26 protein-coding genes are annotated in these 20,302 nt (G+C 73.3%); 5 read left to right on the forward strand and 21 right to left on the reverse strand.

Annotated features, from left to right (window positions below; translation table 11 throughout):
• From H596_RS0114690 to H596_RS23880, 6 genes are all read right to left on the reverse strand, one after another.
• The coding region (locus H596_RS0114690) for a phage tail tube protein (RefSeq protein WP_027285525.1) at window positions 1-790 on the reverse strand (790 nt) is incomplete at its 3' end.
• Between the two features lie 34 nt (window positions 791-824).
• Entirely contained in the window at window positions 825-1,271 is a 447-nt protein-coding gene (locus tag H596_RS0114695) for a hypothetical protein (RefSeq protein WP_027285526.1), read from the reverse strand.
• Entirely contained in the window at window positions 1,268-2,011 is a 744-nt protein-coding gene (locus H596_RS21795) for a DUF6441 family protein (protein WP_051213127.1), read from the reverse strand. The genes H596_RS0114695 and H596_RS21795 overlap by 4 nt, the downstream gene beginning before the upstream one ends.
• Window positions 2,008-2,328: a phage holin family protein gene (locus H596_RS0114705; protein WP_027285527.1), complete on the reverse strand. Its 321-nt coding sequence runs from the start codon at window positions 2,326-2,328 to the stop codon at window positions 2,008-2,010. Before H596_RS0114705 ends, H596_RS21795 begins: the two co-directional genes overlap by 4 nt.
• A 13-nt stretch (window positions 2,329-2,341) precedes the next feature.
• On the reverse strand, window positions 2,342-2,650 hold the full coding sequence (locus H596_RS0114710; protein WP_027285528.1) for a head-tail joining protein: 309 nt from the start codon (window positions 2,648-2,650) through the stop codon (window positions 2,342-2,344).
• A complete protein-coding gene (locus H596_RS23880; protein WP_037301624.1) occupies window positions 2,650-2,910 on the reverse strand; it encodes a hypothetical protein in 261 nt (86 codons plus the stop codon). The genes H596_RS0114710 and H596_RS23880 overlap by 1 nt, the downstream gene beginning before the upstream one ends.
• Here H596_RS23880 and H596_RS23885 point away from each other — a divergent pair.
• Window positions 2,909-3,181, forward strand: coding sequence for a hypothetical protein (locus H596_RS23885; RefSeq protein ID WP_027285529.1), 273 nt, complete (start codon window positions 2,909-2,911; stop codon window positions 3,179-3,181). The genes H596_RS23880 and H596_RS23885 overlap by 2 nt on opposite strands.
• Before the next feature lie 20 nt (window positions 3,182-3,201).
• On the opposite strand, the gene H596_RS24390 is transcribed toward H596_RS23885, so the two are convergent.
• From H596_RS24390 to H596_RS0114740, 4 genes are all read right to left on the reverse strand, one after another.
• Window positions 3,202-3,534, reverse strand: coding sequence for a M15 family metallopeptidase (locus H596_RS24390; RefSeq protein ID WP_211225286.1), 333 nt, complete (start codon window positions 3,532-3,534; stop codon window positions 3,202-3,204).
• Between the two features lie 74 nt (window positions 3,535-3,608).
• Window positions 3,609-4,655, reverse strand: a complete 1,047-nt coding sequence (locus tag H596_RS0114730) for an IS110 family RNA-guided transposase (protein WP_027285531.1) — start codon at window positions 4,653-4,655, stop codon at window positions 3,609-3,611.
• A gap of 84 nt (window positions 4,656-4,739) precedes the next feature.
• Window positions 4,740-5,003 carry a M15 family metallopeptidase domain-containing protein gene (locus tag H596_RS21805; protein ID WP_037301644.1) on the reverse strand — a complete coding sequence of 88 codons (264 nt, stop codon included), beginning with the start codon at window positions 5,001-5,003 and terminating at the stop codon, window positions 4,740-4,742.
• The gene (locus H596_RS0114740) at window positions 5,003-5,353 is read right to left on the reverse strand and encodes a DUF2190 family protein (protein ID WP_027285532.1); all 351 of its coding nucleotides are present in this window, start codon (window positions 5,351-5,353) and stop codon (window positions 5,003-5,005) included. Before H596_RS0114740 ends, H596_RS21805 begins: the two co-directional genes overlap by 1 nt.
• 102 nt (window positions 5,354-5,455) lie before the next feature.
• Between H596_RS0114740 and H596_RS21810 the strand changes: the two genes are divergently transcribed.
• Both H596_RS21810 and H596_RS0114750 read left to right on the forward strand, forming a co-directional pair.
• Window positions 5,456-5,734 carry a type II toxin-antitoxin system Phd/YefM family antitoxin gene (locus H596_RS21810; protein ID WP_051213130.1) on the forward strand — a complete coding sequence of 93 codons (279 nt, stop codon included), beginning with the start codon at window positions 5,456-5,458 and terminating at the stop codon, window positions 5,732-5,734.
• Window positions 5,731-6,120, forward strand: coding sequence for a type II toxin-antitoxin system VapC family toxin (locus H596_RS0114750; protein ID WP_027285533.1), 390 nt, complete (start codon window positions 5,731-5,733; stop codon window positions 6,118-6,120). Before H596_RS21810 ends, H596_RS0114750 begins: the two co-directional genes overlap by 4 nt.
• On the opposite strand, the gene H596_RS0114755 is transcribed toward H596_RS0114750, so the two are convergent.
• From H596_RS0114755 to H596_RS24630, 7 genes are read right to left on the reverse strand one after another with little or no spacing between them, the layout of a single operon-like run.
• On the reverse strand, window positions 6,121-8,226 hold the full coding sequence (locus H596_RS0114755; RefSeq protein WP_027285534.1) for a prohead protease/major capsid protein fusion protein: 2,106 nt from the start codon (window positions 8,224-8,226) through the stop codon (window positions 6,121-6,123). It abuts the gene before it with no gap.
• Window positions 8,227-8,275: 49 nt separating this feature from the next.
• Window positions 8,276-9,745, reverse strand: coding sequence for a phage portal protein (locus tag H596_RS0114760; RefSeq protein WP_245584024.1), 1,470 nt, complete (start codon window positions 9,743-9,745; stop codon window positions 8,276-8,278).
• 8 nt (window positions 9,746-9,753) lie between these two features.
• A complete protein-coding gene (locus H596_RS0114765; RefSeq protein WP_027285536.1) occupies window positions 9,754-9,990 on the reverse strand; it encodes a phage head-tail joining protein in 237 nt (78 codons plus the stop codon).
• Window positions 9,990-10,592: a hypothetical protein gene (locus H596_RS0114770; protein ID WP_027285537.1), complete on the reverse strand. Its 603-nt coding sequence runs from the start codon at window positions 10,590-10,592 to the stop codon at window positions 9,990-9,992. The genes H596_RS0114765 and H596_RS0114770 overlap by 1 nt, the downstream gene beginning before the upstream one ends.
• Window positions 10,589-10,942, reverse strand: a complete 354-nt coding sequence (locus H596_RS0114775; RefSeq protein WP_027285538.1) for a hypothetical protein — start codon at window positions 10,940-10,942, stop codon at window positions 10,589-10,591. The genes H596_RS0114770 and H596_RS0114775 overlap by 4 nt, the downstream gene beginning before the upstream one ends.
• A 14-nt stretch (window positions 10,943-10,956) precedes the next feature.
• A complete protein-coding gene (locus H596_RS23470; RefSeq protein ID WP_084602832.1) occupies window positions 10,957-14,022 on the reverse strand; it encodes a terminase gpA endonuclease subunit in 3,066 nt (1,021 codons plus the stop codon).
• Window positions 14,022-14,555, reverse strand: coding sequence for an elements of external origin (locus tag H596_RS24630; protein ID WP_245584025.1), 534 nt, complete (start codon window positions 14,553-14,555; stop codon window positions 14,022-14,024). The genes H596_RS23470 and H596_RS24630 overlap by 1 nt, the downstream gene beginning before the upstream one ends.
• 158 nt (window positions 14,556-14,713) lie before the next feature.
• Between H596_RS24630 and H596_RS0114790 the strand changes: the two genes are divergently transcribed.
• Entirely contained in the window at window positions 14,714-14,938 is a 225-nt protein-coding gene (locus H596_RS0114790) for a hypothetical protein (RefSeq protein ID WP_027285540.1), read from the forward strand.
• A gap of 101 nt (window positions 14,939-15,039) precedes the next feature.
• Window positions 15,040-15,960, forward strand: coding sequence for a DUF3489 domain-containing protein (locus tag H596_RS24400; protein WP_051213133.1), 921 nt, complete (start codon window positions 15,040-15,042; stop codon window positions 15,958-15,960).
• A 16-nt stretch (window positions 15,961-15,976) separates the two neighbouring features.
• Here the strand turns inward: H596_RS24400 and H596_RS0114800 are convergent, their stop codons facing one another.
• The 4 genes from H596_RS0114800 to H596_RS0114820 form a co-directional block, all read right to left on the reverse strand.
• Window positions 15,977-17,245 (reverse strand): site-specific DNA-methyltransferase, encoded by a 1,269-nt coding sequence (locus H596_RS0114800; protein ID WP_027285541.1) that lies wholly within the window; start codon window positions 17,243-17,245, stop codon window positions 15,977-15,979.
• Window positions 17,235-18,704 (reverse strand): site-specific DNA-methyltransferase, encoded by a 1,470-nt coding sequence (locus H596_RS0114805; RefSeq protein ID WP_027285542.1) that lies wholly within the window; start codon window positions 18,702-18,704, stop codon window positions 17,235-17,237. Before H596_RS0114805 ends, H596_RS0114800 begins: the two co-directional genes overlap by 11 nt.
• Window positions 18,705-19,016: 312 nt before the next feature.
• Window positions 19,017-19,568 carry a hypothetical protein gene (locus tag H596_RS0114810; RefSeq protein ID WP_027285543.1) on the reverse strand — a complete coding sequence of 184 codons (552 nt, stop codon included), beginning with the start codon at window positions 19,566-19,568 and terminating at the stop codon, window positions 19,017-19,019.
• Window positions 19,569-19,781: 213 nt separating this feature from the next.
• Window positions 19,782-20,255, reverse strand: a complete 474-nt coding sequence (locus H596_RS0114820; protein WP_037301628.1) for a hypothetical protein — start codon at window positions 20,253-20,255, stop codon at window positions 19,782-19,784.
• Between the last annotated feature and the right edge of the window lie 47 nt (window positions 20,256-20,302).

The raw sequence follows: 20,302 nt of genomic DNA on the forward strand, positions 1-20,302 counted from the left end.
GGCTGCAGTTGGCGTCGATCGTGTAGCCGAAGGCGAACTCCGCCGGCGCGTTGTTCTGCGCCTGGGTCAGCAGCGTGGTGTCCGCGAAGCGCGCGGTGATCTGGCCGGTGGCGCGCGCGATGCCGGGGTCCACGCCCTCGACCTTCCGGTCGGCGCGGATGGTGCGCACCATCTCCATGCCGTTCGCGTAAGTGAGCCGCGCGCCGGTCACCTGGGCGAGCGCGGAGCCGTTCCGGCTGATCGCCCCCTGCGCCTTGTGGAAGGCGGTGTAGGCGGCGCTGGTCGGCGTGCCGCCGGCGCTCGTGCCGCCGCGCGTCGAGCCCTGGCCGATCAGGCCGAAGCTGGCGGTGGCGGGGCCAGAGGGCGAGAAGTCGATCTCCAGCGTGTCGGCGCGGACGCCGGTGCAGAGGTCGTAGTTCGGAACGTCCGGGTAGCCGATCTCGACGCTGTTCGAGGGCAGCGCCGCCGCGCCCGAGCCGAAGCTGTGGATGAAGTTCGGGTCGGTGCCGGTGGTGGTCGGCGGGCCGAGCAGCAGGCGCAGCCAGTGGCCGATGTTGTTGAGGTCCACCGGCACCACGGCCTGGCCCTGCACGGTGACGGTGTCGAGGAAGGGCGCGGCCGGATCGCGGCTGCTGCCGACGCCGATGACATCGGCATCGAGCAGCGGCTGCTCGGCGCCGAGGTCGCAGGAGAGGAACGGCATCCGCAGCCAGTCGCCCGCGGGCGCGGTGCCGTAGGTCGCCTCGGGGGTCATGAGCAGGCGGCAATTGGCGCCGATGGCACGGGGCATCGGGGGTCTCCAGGATCAGCGGGAGGGAGAGGCGTCAGGCCAGCGGCGAGCCGGCGACGGTGAAGAACAGCGCGACGGGGACCGAGGCAGCGCGGGCCGCGGCGGCGCCCTCGAACTCGACATCCTCGAACTCGGGCGCGCCGGGCTGCGCCCAGTCCACCGCGCCGCCCAGGGTGCGGTCTGCGGCAATGGCGGCGCCGATGGCCACGAGCAGCGCGTCGAGCAGGGCATTGCGGGCCGCCGGCGTCGCGCCGCCGACAGTGACCTCGACCTCGGCGCGATGCTCGATGGCCCAGGCGAGCGGCGAGAGGATCGCCGTCTCCTCCACGGTCTCGCCATCGCGAATGACGATCAACCCACCGGCCGGTTGGCGCTGCGGCACGGTGTCGCCGCGCAGCACCAGAGGCGCCGGATTCCTGCCGGCCAAGGCTGTGGCCAGCCGGCCGTGCAGCGCCGCGATGGCGGCCTCGCGCGCGCTCACGGCGCCGCCCTCCCGCTCTCGTCGGACGCATGCGTCCGACCCCAGGCTGCCACGAAGCGCCCGGGCAGCCGGCGCAGGCTGCGCTCGGCGGCACCCTTCACGTCCAGCCGCCTGGCGAGCGTCACCTGCGGCAGCAGCAGGAACATCGGCACCATGCCGCGCTGGAGCATGCCGCGCGCCCAGGCCTCGCGGCCCTTGCGGTGGCCGGTGCCGATCTCCGCAACGCCGCCTGCGATGAGCCGGGTGCGGCGGCGCCGGCCGGTCGGCTCCCCGGCGCGCAGCGGCAGGCACCAGACGAAGCCCCGGCCCGACCGGAAGGGGCGGAGGAAGCCCTGCCCGGAGGCGACCATCTGCGCCGGCGTCACCCGCATCCCCTTCTCACCGCGGCCCCGGCGCCCCCGCGCCGCGTTGAAGCCGGTCGGGATGGCCAGGAACTTGCGACCGCCCTTGGCGCGGATCAGCGCGCCGCGCTCGAAGGCGTCGATCACGTTCGGCACCTTGGTCCAGATGAGGCCGGCGGGCCGCAGCGACTGGCCGGTCCGCGGAAACACCTGGGAGCGCCAGGCATTGGCGATCCCCCGCGCGTTGCCGCCGAAGGTGTTGGTGACCTGCCGGCGCAGCTCCTGCTTGACCTGCTCGGTCTCTGCGCGGAGGGCCTGCATGGCCGCACGCTCGCCCTCGCGCACTTCGGCCGCCAGCACCTGCCGCAGGTCGCCGACGATGGTGACGGCGAGCCTCACGGCCGGTCCTGGCCCCGCGGCAGGCCGATGCGGTGGCGGATGATGGCGACGGCGAGATCGTGCAGCGCCGCCTGGCCAAGATAGCCGAACACGAAGGCGAACAGGAACCGGCCGTATTCGTTGAACTCCAGGAAGCCCCCGAGCGCATAGCCGGCGCTGCCGAGCAGCGCGGCGGAGGGCAGTTCCCAGGCGAGGCACCAGCCGAAGCGCCGGCGCTCGGGGTGGTTCCAGCGCACGAAGCCCCCGGCGAGGCCGGCCGCGGCGCCGAGCAGCAGGTCGCGCAGCATCTCCAGAAGGCTGAGGGCGTTCTGCGGCATGGCGGGCGGGCTCCTATCGCTGGCAGAACACGCGCCAGGCGGTGCCAGTGGCGTCGCGCTCGGCGTGGGTGACGGTGAGCAGGTCGGGGCCGAGGGCGAAGCTGTCGCCGGCAGCGAGACCGGGCAGCGTGGCGATGGCGACCGAGAGGATGTCGGTCGCCGCGACAATCTCGGTCCCGAAGGCCTCGCCGACGCGGTCGGGCGAGGAGCGCAGGACGCGGATCGCAACCGCCGGGCCGGTGCCACCCTGCCGGTAGAGGGCTTCGACCCCGAGGTTCGGGTCCGCCACCAGCGCGGCCATGGCCTCGGCGAAGGCGTTCATCACTCGCCCTCCCCGGCGCGGTTCAGCCACCGCACCGCGGCCAGCCGCCCGGCGCAGTCGGCATGGGCGGCGTCATAGGCCAGCAGCAGCTCCGCCACCTGCCCCTGGGTCAGCCGCTCGGTGCCGGGCAGCGCCGGCGCCGCGACGCAGACCAGCAGCGCGTCAGGGAGGCGCAGCGGCAGCAGGCGGATCTCCGGCGGCGCGGCCGGCGCGCAGGCGCTCGACAGCATCGCGCAGCACAGGGGCAGCATCGGCGGCATGGCTCGGGTCACGGCGGAGGGCCTCCAGGTTCGCGCCGAGGCGCGCGGCCTGGGCGCGGGCACGCTCGGCCTCGCCGGTCAGCGCGGCGATGTGGCGCGCGTGCTCCGCCGTGGCCTCAGCGAGCGCGGCGGCGTTGGCTTCCGCCGCCCGGCTGGCCATCGCCGCGTCGAGGCGAGCGGCGTCACGCTGGACACGGAAGTTCCAGGCAATCACAGCCGTGACAGCGAAAGCCACTGCGAGACCGATCGGCAGCGCGTGCCGGCCGAGTAGCGAGAGGATCGCCGAGCCCGTCACGGGTAGGCCGTGCGGTCGAGTTCGAAATGCGGCCCGTCCCGGAAGGCGGCCCAGTCGCCGCCCCAGACGATCGGCACGCCGAGCTCCCTCGCCGCGGCCTTCATCGCCGCGCCGATCTGCTCATACAGGGGCCATGTGTGGACGGCCCCCACCTCGCAAGGGGTGATTTCGGGTCTGACATTGCATCGGTCGGGTGCAGCCATGTGTCCGGCCTGTTTGGTGCGGCGCGCATGGCCGCTGGCCCTGATGCGATCCGCGGATGTGGTCCCAACCAATCCCGCGCGCTCGAAGCGCTGCCGCTCTATCGGGGTGTCCTCATCCTCGGTCACGACCGATCCTCCATCAGCTCCTTCTCACCCTCGCGATTCCGATGCGCCTGTGGCCTCTCGCGACGTGGCCAGGCTCAAGCTGCTGCGGTGGCTCCCGTCGCTGCTGGCGCAGGGGCACGATATGTGTCGCCACGGGTCATCACGGCCCAGGCGATGCGGGCCATTTTGTTCGCGAGTGCCAGCGAGACGAGGCGGAACGGTCGCCGCTCCAGCAGCGCCCTGGTCCAGGCCGACAGCCCATCCGTCTTGCCCTTCAGGTGTCGCATCGCCGCGGTGGCGCCGACCGTCAACAGCCGGCGGAGGTATCGATCGCCCTGCTTGGAGACCGCCCCGAGCTTCTCCTTGCCGCCGCTGGAATGCGGCTTTGGCACCAGCCCGATCCACGCCGCCAGGTCTCGCCCTGATCTGAAGAGGCCAGCATCGGGTATCGTTGCGGCGATCGCCGAGGCGGTGATCGGGCCGACGCCCGGGATGGTCGCCAGCCGCCGGCTCACCGGATTGGCCCTGTGCTCGCGCATCAGGATCTTCTCGATGCCCTCGATGCGTTCCTCGAGCTGCTGCAGGGCTCCGGCCAGATTGCGCAAGCCTTCACGTGCCAGCGGAGGTATATCGAGCGCATCGTCGTCCTGGAGCAATGCGACGAGCTGCGCCACACGATGCTGGCCGGACGGCACGACAACGCCGAACTCGGCGAAATGCCCGCGAAGAGCGCCGATCAGCATCGTCCGCTGCCGCACCAGGAGGTCGCGCGTGCGATGGTGGAGCAGCGCCGCCTGCTGCTGCTCCGACTTCACGGGCACGAAGCGCATGTGCGGTCGGCTCACGGCCTCGCAGATCGCCGCAGCGTCGGCCGCATCTGTCTTGCCGCGCCTGACGTAGGGCTTGACATAAGCCGGCGGGATCAGGCGCACGTTGTGCCCGTGACGGCGGATGGTCCGCGCCCAATGGTGCGCCGTGGAGCAGGCCTCGAGCCCGACCAGGCACGGCGGCAGCCTGGCGAAGAAGGTCTCCACCTCGGCTCGCTGCAGTTTCTGGCGCAGCACCACGTTCCCTGCTGCATCGGCTGCATGGACCTGAAACACTCGCTTCGCGAGATCGAGGCCGACAGTGCTAATCTCCATGACGGACGGCTCCTGTTCCGTGGGGTCTCTCCAGACGCCCACACCCTGGCACGCGATGCCGAACAATGGGGGCCGTCCACCCCATCAGTCCCAGCGGATCTCGCCCTGCTCGACCGCGCCGTCGCCGTCGTCCAGCCAGTAGGCCAGGTCGACGGCGTGGCCGGTCAGGTGCCGGCTGTCCATGCTGCGCGAGGCGCCGATCGCGACCAGCCGGGCCTGGCGCTCGCGGGACCGCAGCCCCTCGGTGACGATGAACGGCACCGCCTGGCGGGCGCGCTCGACGACGCGCACCAGGTCCCGGTGCACGCGCTCGAGGCGCGCGCGATCGCGCGGCAGCAGCACGGCCATCACGCCCCCGCAGCCGGCACCCGGGCGAGCATCACCCGTACCGTCGTGTCAGCCGAGGCCGCGGTGACGGTGGCGATGCCGACCTGGTAATTGCCGGTCGCGGTGGTGGTGAGGCGGCGGTTGGTGTTGTCCCAGAACACCCGCGCCCCGGCGGAGATGGCCTGGGCGGGGTCCTTCGGCAGCTCGAACTCGCCGCGGGTCTCGCATTCGACGGTTTCATTCTGCGCGGCGTCGGAGGCCGCCACCCCGAAGAAGGCGCCGACCAGCATGCCCTGACCGGCGAGGATGCCACCGGCGTAGGGCACCACCATCGGGATGGAGCGGGCGTCGGGACGGATGCAGTTGCGCATGGAGGGGTCTCCTCTGAGGCGAGAATCGGGAAGTGGAACGAAGGCCGCCGTTGCGGCGAACCGACCCTGGCGTGTACACTTCGCGTGATCACGGAGGGTCGAATGCCTGACGAAGCCAGGGTGAGCGTGCGTGACTTCCGCGGCCGGCTGTCCGAGCACCTGCGACGCGTACAGCGCGGGCAGACAGTGGTGGTGACGTCGAATGGCGAGCCGGTGGCCCGGCTCGTGCCGGTCGAGCGCCCGGCTGCCGCGCCTCGGCCGTTCGGCTTCATGAGGGGCCGGATCCGCCTGGCGCCCGATTTCCGGGAGACCCCGGCCGACATTCTGGCCGCGATGGAGGCCGATCCCTTCCCGCCGCCTCGGCGTGGGCGGGCCGCGTGAGGCTGCTGCTCGATACGCATGTGCTGCTGTGGTTCGCGGCCGGCGATGAGCAGCTCGGGCGGAAGGCCCGCGCGGCGATCGCCGATCCCGGCAACACAGTGCTCGTCAGCGTCGTCTCCCTGTGGGAGGCGGCGATCAAGGTGCGGATCGGCAAGCTGGAGGTGGACGTGCCTGCGCTGATCCGGGAGAGCGTGCGCGCCGGGTTCGATCTGCTGGACCTGACGCCGGGGCATGTCGAACGGCTGCTGACGCTGCCGGTCTCCGACCATCATCGCAACCCGTTCGATCACCTGCTCCTGGCGCAGGCCGCGGCCGAGGGGGCGACCTTCGTCACCGACGACAGGCACGCCAAGCGCTATGGCGTGCCCATCCTCCGGTCATGGTGATCAGGTGCCCGGGTTGAACCAGGCGCCGCGCCAGTCGATGGCGCCGACGCCGAAGTCGAAGATCACGCTGACCTCGATGCCGTCCGCGCCCTGGACGGGCCCGGTGGTGACCTGCGGCCCCTCGGTGCCGTTGAGGTAGCCGTAGACATAGACCGGTGCGGCGAGCGGGTCGGAGAAGAGATACCAGCGGTTCCCCGGGATCAGCGGCTCGACCACCGGCTGCACGAAGCCCGCGAAGACGTTCGCGTTGCTGGTCTGCGTCGCCGCCACCGGCACCGTCGCCTGCCGCGCCGCGAGTTCGAGGTTCGGCCCGACCAGCAGCCGCATGGTCTGGCCCGTGGAGATGGGCAGGCCGTCGAGGGTGCGCTGCTTCATGATGGCGGCGCGGCCGGCACCGATCGTCGCGGTGTCGAGCGGCGTGCCGGTCCCGGCCTTGTTGGCCCGCGCAGCACCGGTGGCGAACACCGGCGCGTTGCCGGTGGCGAGCGTCGGGCCGTCGCCATTGGCGCTGTTCAGCAGGTTGTAGGCGGTGGCGTTCTCGAACTCGGCGACGCGGCGGCCGATGGCGGCGGCGAAGTCGGTGAAGGCGCCGAGGTCGTCGTTGACCAGCATCGGGCGCGTGACGCGGAGGCGCCGGGCGAAGGTCTGCAGCAGCACGATCTCCTGGCTCTCGGACATGGTGCCGACCTGGATCTCGCCGTTCTCGGCGAGCGGCAGCAGGGTCGGGAAGTCGCCGATGCGGAGGTGGCGGTGCGGCTTGAAGTCGCGGAAGTCGCGGCGGAGGAAGATCTGCCGGTAGGTCGGCTGCGCCGGTACGTAGGCGGCGAGCAGCATCTTGTTCGCGGCGGCGGAGAGCAGGGCCGGGAAGTCGGAGCTGGTGTGGAAGGCGCGCTCGGCGAGCAGGGTCGGGTTGCGCGGCGGGTTGCGCTCGCCGCGGCGGGCGAGCAGTTCGCGCAGCATGTCGGAGGGGCGCCAGCCCAGGAACTCGGCGTGGCGGCCGGAGCCCTGGGGCTGGTAGCCGGGCATGGCGCGCACAGCGAGCGCCTCGGCCATGGCGTCGAGGACCTGCGCCGGATCGTCGTGGCTCGGGCCGGTCTCCGGGCGCGCCGGAATGGACGGGCGCAGCCCCTGCGCCACCAGGGCGTCGAACAGGGCGCGGCGGGCCTGGTCGCCGGTCCAGCCCTGGGCGATGGCCTCGGCACGGATCGGCGTGATGCGCTCCGCCGGCAGCAGGGCGCGGGCGGCCTCGACGGCAGCGTCGATGCCGGCGATGCGCTCGCGCTCGGCGCGGCTCGCCTTGGCGCGGACTGCATCGAGGTCCGGCGGCGGTACGGCGCGGGTGGGCTCGGGCGTGGTGGTCACGGGCGTCTCCTGGGGCGGGTTGGACGGCGCGGCGGAGGGCGGCGCCGACGGGGCAGCAGCCGGCTCGGCCGGCGTCGTCTCGGGCATGGTGGTGTCCTCGTCAGGCAGGGCGGGTTCGATCGCTGGCGCGGGGAGGCCCTGCTCCCCCTGCGCCCGCACCGCGGCGTCCCGGTCCACCGGGACCGGGACGACGGAGATCTCGAAGGGCTCCCAATCCACCGCGCGGTGGACGGTCTCGCCGGTGGCGGGGTCGGCCCGCGGCTCGTAGCGGTGCACGCGGTAGCCGACGCTGACGGCGCGCAGCGTGCCGTCGGCGATGCGCTGCCAGATCGGCTCGACGTCAGCCGCCGTGCTGAACTGCAGCGTGGCGTAGCCACGACCGCGTTCGAGGCGGGCGGCGGTGACGCGACCCAGCACATCCCTGGCTCCACCGCGGCGATGGGTGTCGAGCACCGGGGCGCAGCCGGAGCGGAGCGTCGCCATCCGCACCGCGTTGGGCGACATCTCGAGTTCCTCGGTGATCAGGCCGAGGGAGGGGACGAAGTTGCGGGCGCGTGCGCCGGTGGACCACACCACCTCGACGGTGCGCGCGGCGCGATCGACGGTGGCCGGCGCGGCGATGGCGCGCTGCGCGACGATCGACTGCCCCGGAGTGTGACCGGGCGCGACCGGGGCCGGTCGATCGGCTGCAACATCCTGGTCCGACGCAGGGTCTCCCCCGCCCGGTTCGGTGGTCTCGGTCATGTGGATATCCCTGGGGAGAAGCCTGGGACGATCTGTGGACAGGCGACGCTCAGCCCGGCTCCGCCTGGCTCGCAGTCGGCTGGCGCAGTGGAGCCGCCGCGCCCGTCGCGGCGATCTCGATGGCGGCCATCTGCGCGGCGTCCTGGGCGGCGCCGGACTTGGCGACCCGACGCGGGTCGGTGTCGAGCGCGAGGCCGGCGTCATCCAGCAGCGCGTTGGCCTCGCGGATCATCTCCACCGCCGCGCGGAAGTCGTAGCCGAAGGCCCCTGCCGCCTCCGGCTGCGGCACGAAGCCCGCCCTGACCTGCGCGATGAGGGCGGTGGTGTCCTTGAGCGGGTCGATCATCTCATGCGCCGGCGGGACATGGCTGACGCCGTCCGGCATCTCGGCGTCCCACAGTCCGAGCAGCGCGCCCTGTTGGTGAAAGCGGTCCGCGACGGGCCGCACCAGCATCGGGATGAGCATGCCGTACTGCACCTGCTCGCAGAGGCGGCGGAACTCGATCTTGCCGGCGCGCAGCGAGGAGTAGTTGGCCTGCGTCAGGTCGCCGGACACCTGATCGTAGGTCAGGCCCGCGCCGACCGCGGCGGCCTCCAGCGCCCGGCGGGCGAAGGCGGCATGGCTGCCGCCGCCCGAGGGGTTCACCACCTCCACGCTGCCCATGCCGCGGCGGTAGAGGATCATCCCCGGCTCGAAGCTCTCGACCGCGCGGCCCTGGGCGTCGCGGAGCAGGCCGGACGCCGTGCCGGTCAGCGCCTCGTCGCCCTCCTCGGTGACCACTGCGGCGAGGCAGGCCTCGATCTTGGCCTTCATCAGCAGCGCCGCCTCGTAGTCGCCGAGGTCGCGCAGCCGCAGCAGCACCGGCGCGAGCCAGGAGACGTCGCGCAGCTGGCCGGGGCGGCGCTTGCGATAGACGTGCAGCACCTCTGCGGCCGGGATGCGCTCGCTCGCCATCCGGACGCCTGGGAGCATCCACGCGCCCGGATGGGTCGGGAACAGCCAGTAGCCGACCGGCTCGCCGGCCTCGCCGAGGGCGATGCCCTGGATGGTCGGGGCGCCCTCCACCATGCCGTTGCGCGCGGTGTCGAGGTGGTCGCTCTCCAGCACCTGCAGCCGGAGGCCGATCGGGTTGGCGGCCGATGGCGGCACCATCAGGAAGCGGATGAAGCATTCGCCGCTCTCGACCACGGCCCGCATCACCAGCGCCTGCAGCCCGTAGAGGTCGAGCCGCCCCTCGGCGTCGCAGGCGGTGCTCTCCGCCCAGCGCTGCCAGGCGCGGCGATGCGGATCGTCCGGCCAGCGGGTGGTAATGCCGGCGCCGACCGCATTGCCGGTCCACAGATCGACGATGCGGCTGGCATAGGGGTCGTTGCGCACGGCGTCGCGCGCGCGGCGCGCCACCGTCGCCGCGGCCAGGCCGACCTCGGCATTGGCGCTGCCGCCCGAGGGCGCCCAGACGGAGGCGCGATGGTCCTGCGCCGCGGCGTAGCCGCGGAAGGCCCGCCAGGCTCGGATCATCCGCTCGATCACGTGCCATTGCCCCGCGAGAAGGAGGCGAGCGTCGCCGCCGGCCTGCGCGCTGCCGTGGTCTCGGCGCTGCGCAGGACGGCCAGCGCCCGCCCGAGTTCGTCCAGGCTCCGGTATTCCACGGTGCGCCCCTCGAAGCTCACGCGCGTGGTGCCGCCCGTGTAGGCGGCAGCGAGGGCGGCGGCGCGGCTGCCGGGCGGTTGCGCCAGCGCCCAGGCGAGAACGGCCGGGTCCATCACGCGGCCCGGAGCGTCGGCAGCGGCGTCGCCGCGTTGACCAGATAGGACAACCCGGTGGGCGGGTTCGGCATGATCGGCACGCCGGCCTGCCAGGTCAGCGGCGCGAAGAACCCGTTCTCGCTGCCGGTGCCGCCGCCCGATCCGCCATCGGCCGAGGTCGAGCCGAGTAGCAGGGTATTGCCCCCGCTGAACACCTGGTTCGAGGTGCCGCGCACCGAAGGCGCGCCGGAGAAGCACAGCAGCAGCCACCAGATGCCGGCCGAAATCCAGCGCGGTTGCGCGAAGGGGCAGATCGCCGATCCGACCGTGGTGTCGGCGTCCACGAGCGGTTCCTCGATCACGGCGCCCGGTCGCCCGGCGCCGTTGTCGGCCGCCAGCGCCATGCGCAGGAAGCCCGCGGCACCCGTGGTCACGCTCACCGCCATGGCCGAGAACAGGCCCGGCCGGGCGAGGAGGTAGGGCACGCAGTAGAGCCGGTTCGCCACCATCGCGAGAGACGCCCCGACGGCGCGCGCATGCTGCGAGGCGTAGAACCGCCCCGGGACGTAGGGCAGCATCGCCGGCGCGGGCGGCAGGTAATGCTGGAACAGCGCGGTCATGCCAGCGGCCGGATGCCGAGGGTGATGGTGCGGGCGGCGGCCCGGCTCACCGGCGCGGCGGCGAGGCCGGAGCGCAGCCGCAGCCAGCGCCAACCGAGCAGCAGGGTGGGTGGCAGGGTGAGGGCCCGGCCGGCGGCGACGGTCAGCACGACCTCGTTGCCGAGATGGTCATGGAGGTCAGCCCAGGCCGTGGGCTCGCCCTCGTCGAGCGAGCCCTGGACGGTGAGCGGGGCGTCGGTCCAGGCGGCGGGCAGCAGCAGCAGGCAGACGCCATAGCCGACGCTGGCGACCGGCGCGCTCAGCGCCTGGCCGGCGGCGATCGTGGTGCGGACCGGGACGAGGGCGGTCATGAGGGTCTCCATGGTCAGCGCAGCCAGCCGCCGCGCGGGGCGAGCCAGGCGCGGGGACGAAGGTCAGGTGGCGTGGCTGGCCTATTGGTCGTGACCGGCGCCGCCTCGTCTGCCGAGGGCGGCTCCGCCGCCGGCAGCGACAGCGCATCGGCCATCCGTGCCCAGCGCCCCTCGCCCCAGCCGTCCATGCCGAGCGCCGCCGCCGCGGCGCGGGCATAGACGCGGCAGTCGAGCGCCTCGTTGCGCTCGCGCGTCTTGACCCACTCCAGCCGGCGGAAGCCGTTTTTCCCGGCGCGCGCCACCAGCTGCTCCGCCGTGAGCTGGCGACAGAACTCCTCGCCGGCAGCATGCATCGGCAGGTGGACGTAGCCGGGCGGGAAGGGCTCGCCGCTCTCCTCGGTCGGCCGGTCGAGCTTGAGCCAGCCATAGGTCTCGGCCTTGAGGAAGGAGGATCCCACCGGCCAGACCTTGAGCCCGCCGAGCTTGCGCCCCTGCCGCCGCACCTCCGTCGCCGCCGGCTGGCCGACCGCCGCGCGCAGCCCGTCCTGGCCCTTGACCGCGATGGCGCGGCCCGCGCCGGCGCGGCGCACGAAGGCGTAGACCTCCGCCGTGGTCATGCCGTCGCCGCTGTCGATCGCCGCCATGGCGATGGGCAGGCGGTGGCCGGAGGCATGTCGCCAGGTCTCGCCGAGCAGCAGGCGAAGATCCTCCCACACCGCTGCCTCGAACGGGTTGCCGGCCAGGACGCGGTGCTCGACCAGCCAGGACTGCCGGTCCTGCCCCCAGGCCCAGACCGAGGCCTCGAGCCGGTTGCGCTGCACGTCCACGCCGGCGGTGAGCAGCAGCCCGCCCATCGGCACGGTGCCGGCCGGCCAATACTCCCGCCGGTCGTAGAGCCGCTGCCAGTCCGGCGCCTCGCCCGCCTCCTGCCAAGTCTCGCCGAGCACGGTGTTGCGGAAGGTCTTGATGGCCCGGTCGTCGCCCTGCGCCGCAAGCCAGAGCCGCGCGATCTCCGACCAGGGCATCCAGCCGGGCGGCGAGTAGAGCGCCGAGATGTGAAAGCCGATCGCGTGCGGGTCCGTCGCCGTGGCACTGGCCCGCCATTCCCCCGCGGCCAGCATCGCCGCCTTGTGCTGCTCCCCGATCGCGCCGTCGCAGGCCTCGCAGAGGTAGCGCGCCGTCTCGGGCTCGCCCGCGTCCCACACCAGCCGCTCGAAGCGCAGCCACTGCATCGCCCCGCAGTGGGGACAGGGCACGACGTAGCGCCGCTGGTCGGTGGCGAGGTACTCGCGCTCGATGCGCGACAGGCCGGCGATGGTCGGCGTCGAGACCAGCAGCACCTTGCGCCGCCAGCCGAAGGTGCGGGCGCGGGCCTCGGCGAGCGCGATCGGATCGCCTTCGCCCTCGACGTCGCCAGGATAGGCGTCGATCTCGTCGAGGAACAGGAAGCGCGCCGACATCGAGCGCAGGCCGACCGCGCTGTTGGCGCCGGTCATCACCAGCTGGCCGCCGGGGAACTCCTTCGAGAGCTGGCGATTGCCGCTGTCGCGCGAGCGGGCCGGCGCGACGCGCTCGCGGATCGCCGGCGTCTCCTCGACCAGCGGGTCGATGCGCTGGTCGGAGAAGCGCTTCGCCAGCTCCGTGGTGGGCTGCACCGCCAGCATCGGCCCGGGCGCGTGGTGGATGACGTAGCCGATCCAGTTGTTGCCGCACTCGGTGTTGTGCGTCGGGACCCAACCTTCTCCGCAGAGGTAGAGGTGGCTGGGCGAGTCCACCTCGATGCACCGGACGGGCACACTCTCGACCGGCTCGATGCTGACGATGCGGCGCCGTCGGCTCTTGAGCGGCCGGCCGCGCTCCACCGAACGCATCCGCGCGACCTTGCGAGACAACCGAAACATCGGCTCCTCGCGGTAGGCGGTCCAGGATACGCGCGAATAGCCGAGGCACGCGCGATCGGTGCCGTTGATGACCTTCTGCCTCGAGGCTACCCGGTAGATCGTCGGCTTGTAGCCGAGGCTGCGCAGCAGCTCGACCATGCCCTCGATCAGGCCGGGGTCGGTGTTGCTGAACTCGCAGCGCTTGCCGTCCGGCGAGATGGTGCCGTCCGAGTCCATCAGGCCGCGGATCAGCTCGAGCCGCTGCGCGCGGCTGGCCCGCAGGTAAGCCGCCGGGATATGCTTGTTCTCCAGCACGTCGAGCATGCGCAGCCGCATCGTGAAGCGCGAGCGGTGCTGGATGCGGGCGGGCGTGACGCCGTCGTCCACGAGCCGGAAGGTCGGATCGATGACGATGTTGCCGCAGCGCCCCTTGCGCCACGCCGGCCGCCGGAAGATGGCATCGACCCCGCAGGCGCGCAGATGGTCGGCGACCTCCGCGTCCTCCTCGTGGACGCTGATGTGGTTCATCGTCGCCGAACCGTCGCCGAGCCACACGCCGAGGACGTAGGGCTGGATCAGCAGGTCCTGGTCCGGCAGCTCGACGGGCTGACAGCAATCGACCGCGTAGCGCCGCCGCTTGCCCCCGCCGAGCTGCGTCCGCCCGACCATGTCGCGCGTGTGGAGGGTGCGCCGGACGGGACGTTCGGCGTCCGTGAAGTCCCAGACGGGCCAGCGATGGTCACCATCGCAGACGATGCGCGTGCCGTCGTCGAAGGTGACGCCGTAGCAGTCGCGGCCGATCATGATCGGCGACACGCCGGTGACCCGGCACGGGCGTCCGGCTTCGTCGAACAGGGTGTCGCCGACCACGAGCGCGCCCATCGTGGCCCAGCCCTCGGCCGTGGGGATGGCCGTATCCAGCGCGAGCGGCCCGCCGACCTGGGCCCCCTTCATGAACACCACCCGCCGCGCCGGATGCGCCGGCGACAGCGCGTCCATGATCTCGCGCAGATAGGGCGTGCGCGCCGTGCGCCATGGCCCGGGCTCGGCCGACCCGCGGCTCCCGAGCACGCGGTGGCGGTCGGCCCACTCCGAGACGAGCAGCGCCGGCTCGGGCGCCATGCCGTCGCGCCAGGCCTGCAGGATCTCGGCGTCGCCCTCGAAGCGGCCGAGTTCCTCCAAGAGATGCTCGCCCGCCATCACGCCACCTGCACCCGGACATCGTGCCGCGCGGCGAGATGCGCGCGCAGCCGGGCGTCCATCATGGTCTGCAGCCGGTGGGCATCGACGCCGAGCTCGGCCGCCATCTCGGCGGCGACGCGGGCCGGCCAGGCGAGGATGGCGTCGCGCTCCTCCTTGGCGAGGCGGTGCACCAGCAGCAGCGCGCGCGCCTTGTCGACCAGCCTGCCCTTGCGCTCGTCGAGCCTGAGCCGCCGCTCCTGCGCCTTGAGCACCTCGTTCGCGGTGCGCGCATCGTGGAACGTGCTGCCGGCGGCGCGCGGCAGCGGATCGGCGGCCGGCGGCATCGCTGCGACAGGCGGTGGCGCCGCGGGCCGCGGTGGTGCCGGTGGAGCCGGCGCCAGCGTCGCCGTCTTCCGGACGGGATCGCTGCTGTCGGCCAGCCGCGCGCGAACCTTCTCGACGTCCCAGGCGCCGTCCGCCTCGGGCGCGATACGGCCGGCGCGCTGCGCCTTCTGCAGCGCCGTGTGGGACACGCCGAGGCGGCGCGCCACCTCGCGCTGCGAGGCCACGCGGCCCGGCTGCGCGGTGGCGATCATGATGTGATCGGAACCCCCCGAAAAGAGCAATCGACGGAGCGCCGATGGCGCTTGGCTCCGCCCCCGCCACAGCGCGAATGGTCCGTCACGCAATGCGGATGACGGAGACCACGATGACGAAGCGTGAAGCCAACCAGCAGCGGAGCCTCGAAGCCTTCCTCGCCAAGAAGGCCGAGTTCGACGCCCTGCTGGCCGAACTGCAGCAGGCCAGTGTGGACCACTTCGGGGCGGACCCCGAGGCGGTGCTCTGGGGCGAGACCGCCTGGCTCGCGGACGCCACCGCGAAGCTGAAGGACATCGCGGACCAGCACTTCCGCCGAGGCGAATACGCCCGCTGACGCGGCGCGCCTCCCGCACCGCCCCGACCGGGCCGAGCCCGGCGGGGCTCCCGGCAGTAGGGGGCCGAGAGGGTCGGCTCCCGGAACCAGAGACCCCGACGATGAGGCTGACCGACACCCAGCGCACCATCCTCAGCCAGGCGAGCCAGCGCGACGACGGGCTGGCAGTCCCGCCCGAGCGCCTCCCGGCCGCGGCGCGGCAGACGGTGGCGAAGGCCCTGCTGAAGCACGACCTGGTCATCGCGGTGCACCGCCCCGCCCACGACGCGCGGGCGAAGTGGACGGTGGATGGCGACGAGATGCTGCTCAAGATCACCGACGCAGGCCTGCGTGCCATCGGCGTCGCGCCGGAGGGCGATGGCGCGGAGCCGGCGGACGCCCGCCCGCGCGACGAGCGCAACGGGGCGGATCCCCGCCTCGTCGACGGCGACGACGAGCCGGCAGAGCCGGCCACGGTGGGCGACAGGGCGCCCCTGGGCGGGACGGACGCCGCGCCGGGGGACACGCAGGCCACCGCGCCCGAAGCCGCCCTCGACCCCGCCCGGACCGAGGAACTCGCCCTGCTCGACCAGGCCCTCGCCGCCCCGCGCCCGGCGCCGCGGGCGACGCTCCGCGCCGCCGCGCAGCGCGTGCTCGCCGCCTGGGACGACGACGCCAACCGCGAGGGCGACATGATCGGCGCCCTCGACGGCCCGATGGAGGCGCTGCGCGCGGCGCTGGCCGGCAAGCCGGCCCGTGCGACGCGCGGTCGGGCCACGGAGCGGACCGACGGCGCGCCGCGCGGGCCGCGCGAGGGCACCAAGCGGGAGACGGTGCTGGCGATGCTCCGCCGCCCCGAGGGGGCGACGGTGGCGCAGATCTGCGAGGCGACGGGCTGGCAGCCGCACACGGTGCGGGGGTTCTTCGCGGGCCTCAAGCGCCGCCAGGGCATCACCGTGATCGCCGCCGAGCGCATCCGCCAGGTCGGTCCGAACAAGGAAGGCGCGAAGGGGTCCTACTCGATCTATCGCATCGCCGAGTAAGCATTCTCGCGATCGATCACGCCGCCGCTCGCGCCCAGCGGGCGGCGGCGACATCGCTGAACGCCCGCTCCTCCCCGGCCAGCACCGCGGAGCTGCCAGTGAAGTCCTGCCAGCGCCGCACCGCCACATCAACGTAGCGGGGGTCGATCTCCATCGCGAGGCAGGCGCGTCCGGCGGTCTCCGCGGCGATGATGGTGCTGCCGCTGCCGCAGAACGGCTCGTACACGGACTCGCCTGGCGCGCTGTTGTTCAGCATCGGCCGGCGCATGCATTCCACGGGCTTCTGCGTGCCGTGCACGGTGGCGGCGTCCTCGTCGCCGGCGGTCGCGATCGGCCACAGCGTCGCCTGGTCCCGCGCCCCCTGCCAGTGCCCCGTCGCGCCCTTGCGCACCGCGTAGAGGCAGGGCTCGTGCTGCCAGTGGTAGTCCCCCCGCCCCAGCACGAAGCGCGGCTTGGCCCAGACGATCTGGCTGCGCACCGCGAAGCCGGTCGCCTCGAGGCTCTCGATCACGGTGCGGGCGTGCACGCCGGCGTGCCAGACGTAGGCGACGTCGCCGGGGAACAGCGCCCAGGCCTCCCGCCAGTCGGCGCGGTCGTCGTTGGCCACCCTGCCGGTGCGCATCGTCGCCGAGACGCCGGCCTCGTTGCGCCACTCGGGGTCGTAGTTCACCCCGTACGGGGGATCCGTGACCATGAGGTGCGTCCGCGCACCATCCAGCAGGCGGGCGACGTCCACGGCGCTGGTGGCGTCGCCGCAGAGCAGCCGGTGCGGCCCCATCAGCCAGAGGTCACCGGGGCGGGTGACCGGGACCGCCGGCGGCTCCGGCGCCGGCGCGTCGGGATCGCCACCGCCCACCGCCGGCGCCTCCGCCGTCGCCTCGGCGAGCAGCCGGTCCAGCGCGGCGCCATCGAAGCCGAGCAGCCCGAGGTCGAACTCCTCCGTGCGCAGCGCGCGCAGCTCGGCGGCGAGCAGCGCCTCGTCCCAGGTCGAGGTCAGCGCCAGCTGGTTGTCCGCCAGCCGGTAGGCCCGCGCCTGGGCCTCGGTCAGATGCGACAGGCGGATCGCCGGGACCGCCTCGAGGCCGAGCGCCCTGGCGGCCAGGATGCGGCCGTGGCCCGCGATCAGCACGCCGGCCTCGTCCACCAGCACCGGCACGGTGAAGCCGAACTCGCCGATCGAGGCTGCGAGCTGCGCCACCTGCTCGGGGGGATGCTGCCGGGCGTTCGCGGCATAGGGCACCAGCGCCGCGACCGGCAGCATCTCGACGCGAAGGTCAGGCGGCATCGGCGAGCGCCCCCGCGCGCGCCGCGGCGACGGCGTCGTAGGCGCGGCCGTCGTCCGCGAGCGTCACCGGCAGGTCGGGATGCAGCATGCGCCAGCGGGCGACCGCCAGGTCGACATAGGCCGGCGCGAGCTCGATCGCCCGCACCCGCCGCCCGGTCCGCTGGCCGGCGAGGATCGTCGTGCCGCTGCCCGAGAAGGGCTCGAACACCGCCTCGCCCTCGTCGGTGTAGGCGCGCATCAGGAACTCCGGCAGCGCGACCGGGAACACCGCCGGGTGCTCGGTCTCGATGCCCCTGGCCTTGTGGCGGGTGATGCGCAGCACGCTGTCGGGGATGCGCATCTCCTGCACCGGCAGGCCGATGTGGGTGTAGGCCTTCACCGCGCCGTCGGCGGCGCGCAGCCCGCTGCCCTTGTTCGGCGTGCCGGCCCATTTGCAGGGGACGATCTTGTTGGGCGGCCGCGCCTCGCGGTTGAAGTGGAACACCAGCTCGAAGGCCGGCGCGAGCCGGCCGTTCCAGTCCCCCGGCAGGCCCGGCCCCTGGTCCCAGGCGTAGAGGGCGAAGCGCCGCCAGCCCTGGCCGCGCATCCCGTCGAGCCAGCCCTGCCAGTAGGGCTGCCATTCGCCGTCGCGGTGGATCAGGCCGAGGTTCACCAGCACCTGGCCGTCGGGGCGCAGCGCTGCGGGGAGATGCTGGAACACCCCCAGCATCAGCGCGTCCCAGTCGGACACGCCGCCCGTCGTGTAGGCCCGCTGGTTCCCGTAGGGCGGGGAGGTGAACAGCAGCGCCGCGCGGTCGGTGCCCATCACGCGGGCGACCGAGGCCGCATCGGTGCTGTCGCCGCAGAGGAGCCGGTGCTCGCCGAGCATCCACAGATCGCCCAGGCGGGTGACCGCCGCACGGGGCGCCACAGGCTCGGCGTCGGCCGGGTCCTCGGCCGCCGAGTCCTCCCCTGGCGCGTCGGCGGCGGGGTTGCCACTGGCAACCGCCGGGCTGGCAACCGGCCCGTCGCCAGGCTCGGTTGCCACCGCCTCCAGCCCGGCGAGCAGCCGCTCGATCTCCGCGCCGTCGAAGCCGGTGAGCGCCAGGTCGATGCCGCCCGTCTCCTGCAGCTTCGCCACCTCGGCGGCGAGCAGCGCCTCGTCCCATCCCGCGTTCAGCGCGATGCGGTTGTCGGCCAGGCGATAGGCGGCCTTCTGCGCCTCGGTGAGGCCGGCGCGGACGATCGTCGGGACCGTGGCGAGGCCGAGGGACTGCGCGGCCAGCAGCCGGCCGTGGCCGGCGATGACCTCGCCGCGCTCGTCCACCAGCACCGGCGCGACGAAGCCGAACTCGAGGATGCTGGCCGCGATCTGCGCCACCTGCTCGGGCGAATGCGTGCGCGCGTTGCCGGCATAGGGCAGCAGCGAGGCGACCGCGCGCGCCTCGACGGCGCTCGCAGCCCATGGGGCCTGGGGCATCGGGACCTGCGTGAGGGTGGAACGGAGGGCGCCGCGGCTGGCAACCTGGCGACGCTGGCAACCTGGAGAACGGGACTGACGCTAGGAACCTCGCGCGCTTCCGCGTCCCGCATACGCCAGGCCCAGGAAGGACCCTGCGGCTCGCGAGCCACTGTCTCGATCGAGCGACGCTGTGGCTGGTCGGCCGCTTCGCGCTCGCGCATCTTCAAGTTGGCCGCAGGATAGGACAGACGGATTCCAGGGCGCAACGCGACATTTCCGCGCAGGCGTTCCTTTGTTTTCGCTCCGAAGCCGGGTCACGGCGTGCGGCCGTCACGCCGCCCTCGTCCGCGGCACGAGGCCGAAGTGCCCCGCCAGCACACCGAGCGTTGCGACCAGCATGCCCTGCGCCTGCGGCGGCGAGACCGGCCGCCCTCCCCAGCCCTGGCGCGTCGCCCACTCGCGCACCGACATCTCGAGGCCGAGCACGTGCCAGGCGCAGGAGCCGGCGGCGCTGTCGTGACCGCCCAGCGCGTCGAGCGCCTCGGCCACGCGCCGTCGCGCGTCCATGGCGCGCTCGGACAGCGCGTCGGCGGTCCGGCCTGGCAGGCGCAGCAGGGAGGCGCGCACCATGCCGTCCAGCGCGGCGCGCCGGAACAGCACCCGGAAGCAGCCGCCCGCATCGTGCATCTCCTGGGTGATGGTGCCGTTGGCGAGCATCAGGCCAAGGGTGTCGACCGCGCGTCGATGCACGACGGGGACGCCGGTCTCCGGGTCTGCCTCGCGGATCGGCTCGCTGAACCCGCCATGCTGCAGGCGCCACCGACTCGGCATGGCGAGGTTCTCCTGCTGGACACGGATCTTCTTCTTGCGCTTAGCGGCCATGGGTCATGCCTCCGTTCCGCGGCCCCCAGCGCCGCGTCGCTTCGTTGGTAAGTGCCTGGCGAAGCCAGGGATCGGTGATGTTATCGGGGCAGAGCGCGACGACGCCCTGCTCGCGCCAGACGCGCCGGCGCATGGCCTCGAGGTCGGCCGGGTTGGCGGGGCTCGGCTCGCGGCCGAGGGGGCATCGCGGCAGCGCCGGCGCGCCGGGCAGCCTCACTGCACACCGCCCCGGGCGTCGATCGCCCACAGCAGCAGGGCGAGGGCATCCGCCTCATTGTCGTCCGCCGGCGCGAAGCCGCGCGCCCGCATGGCGGCGATCACCGCCTCCTTCGGTGCATTGCCCTTGCCGGTCGCGAAGCGCTTGATCGTGCCGACCGGGACGCCCTGGTAGGGGACGCCGGCGCCTTCGCACCAGGCGGTCAGGTGCGCGAGGAAGCCGCCATAGACATGGGCGGCGGTGGTGCCGGCGTGCCGCCGCACCTCCTCGAAGACGACGCTGCCGAGCGGGCCGGCGCTCGAGCCCATGCTGTCCAGCCAGCGGCGGAAGCGCAGCCAGCCCATGCCGCCGCCCTCGAAGCGGCCGGGCCGAAAGGCGGCGGTGCCGGAGGCGATGCTGCCATCCGGCAGCCGCAGCGCCCAGCCGAGAGAGCTGCCGAGGTCGAGGGCGAGCAGGCTTCCGTGACGCATGGTGACGATTGCGGCGGGTTTTTCCATTGACTGCTCACGCGCGCGCG

The organism is Rubritepida flocculans DSM 14296, from assembly GCF_000425365.1.
GTDB lineage: Bacteria > Pseudomonadota > Alphaproteobacteria > Acetobacterales > Acetobacteraceae > Roseococcus > Roseococcus flocculans.

Coding starts and splice junctions, on each gene's coding strand:
- H596_RS0114705 (WP_027285527.1), bottom strand. CDS start 2,328: ATGCCGCAGAACGCCCTCAGCCTTCTGGAGATGCTGCGCGACCTGCTG.
- H596_RS0114710 (WP_027285528.1), bottom strand. CDS start 2,650: ATGAACGCCTTCGCCGAGGCCATGGCCGCGCTGGTGGCGGACCCGAAC.
- H596_RS23885 (WP_027285529.1), top strand. CDS start 2,909: ATGGCTCGGGTCACGGCGGAGGGCCTCCAGGTTCGCGCCGAGGCGCGC.
- H596_RS23880 (WP_037301624.1), bottom strand. CDS start 2,910: ATGCCGCCGATGCTGCCCCTGTGCTGCGCGATGCTGTCGAGCGCCTGC.
- H596_RS0114730 (WP_027285531.1), bottom strand. CDS start 4,655: ATGGAGATTAGCACTGTCGGCCTCGATCTCGCGAAGCGAGTGTTTCAG.
- H596_RS21805 (WP_037301644.1), bottom strand. CDS start 5,003: ATGGCCGTGCTGCTGCCGCGCGATCGCGCGCGCCTCGAGCGCGTGCAC.
- H596_RS0114740 (WP_027285532.1), bottom strand. CDS start 5,353: ATGCGCAACTGCATCCGTCCCGACGCCCGCTCCATCCCGATGGTGGTG.
- H596_RS21810 (WP_051213130.1), top strand. CDS start 5,456: ATGCCTGACGAAGCCAGGGTGAGCGTGCGTGACTTCCGCGGCCGGCTG.
- H596_RS0114755 (WP_027285534.1), bottom strand. CDS start 8,226: ATGACCGAGACCACCGAACCGGGCGGGGGAGACCCTGCGTCGGACCAG.
- H596_RS0114760 (WP_245584024.1), bottom strand. CDS start 9,745: ATGATCCGAGCCTGGCGGGCCTTCCGCGGCTACGCCGCGGCGCAGGAC.
- H596_RS0114765 (WP_027285536.1), bottom strand. CDS start 9,990: ATGGACCCGGCCGTTCTCGCCTGGGCGCTGGCGCAACCGCCCGGCAGC.
- H596_RS0114770 (WP_027285537.1), bottom strand. CDS start 10,592: ATGACCGCGCTGTTCCAGCATTACCTGCCGCCCGCGCCGGCGATGCTG.
- H596_RS0114775 (WP_027285538.1), bottom strand. CDS start 10,942: ATGACCGCCCTCGTCCCGGTCCGCACCACGATCGCCGCCGGCCAGGCG.
- H596_RS23470 (WP_084602832.1), bottom strand. CDS start 14,022: ATGGCGGGCGAGCATCTCTTGGAGGAACTCGGCCGCTTCGAGGGCGAC.
- H596_RS0114790 (WP_027285540.1), top strand. CDS start 14,714: ATGACGAAGCGTGAAGCCAACCAGCAGCGGAGCCTCGAAGCCTTCCTC.
- H596_RS24400 (WP_051213133.1), top strand. CDS start 15,040: ATGAGGCTGACCGACACCCAGCGCACCATCCTCAGCCAGGCGAGCCAG.
- H596_RS0114800 (WP_027285541.1), bottom strand. CDS start 17,245: ATGCCGCCTGACCTTCGCGTCGAGATGCTGCCGGTCGCGGCGCTGGTG.
- H596_RS0114805 (WP_027285542.1), bottom strand. CDS start 18,704: ATGCCCCAGGCCCCATGGGCTGCGAGCGCCGTCGAGGCGCGCGCGGTC.
- H596_RS0114810 (WP_027285543.1), bottom strand. CDS start 19,568: ATGGCCGCTAAGCGCAAGAAGAAGATCCGTGTCCAGCAGGAGAACCTC.
- H596_RS0114820 (WP_037301628.1), bottom strand. CDS start 20,255: ATGCGTCACGGAAGCCTGCTCGCCCTCGACCTCGGCAGCTCTCTCGGC.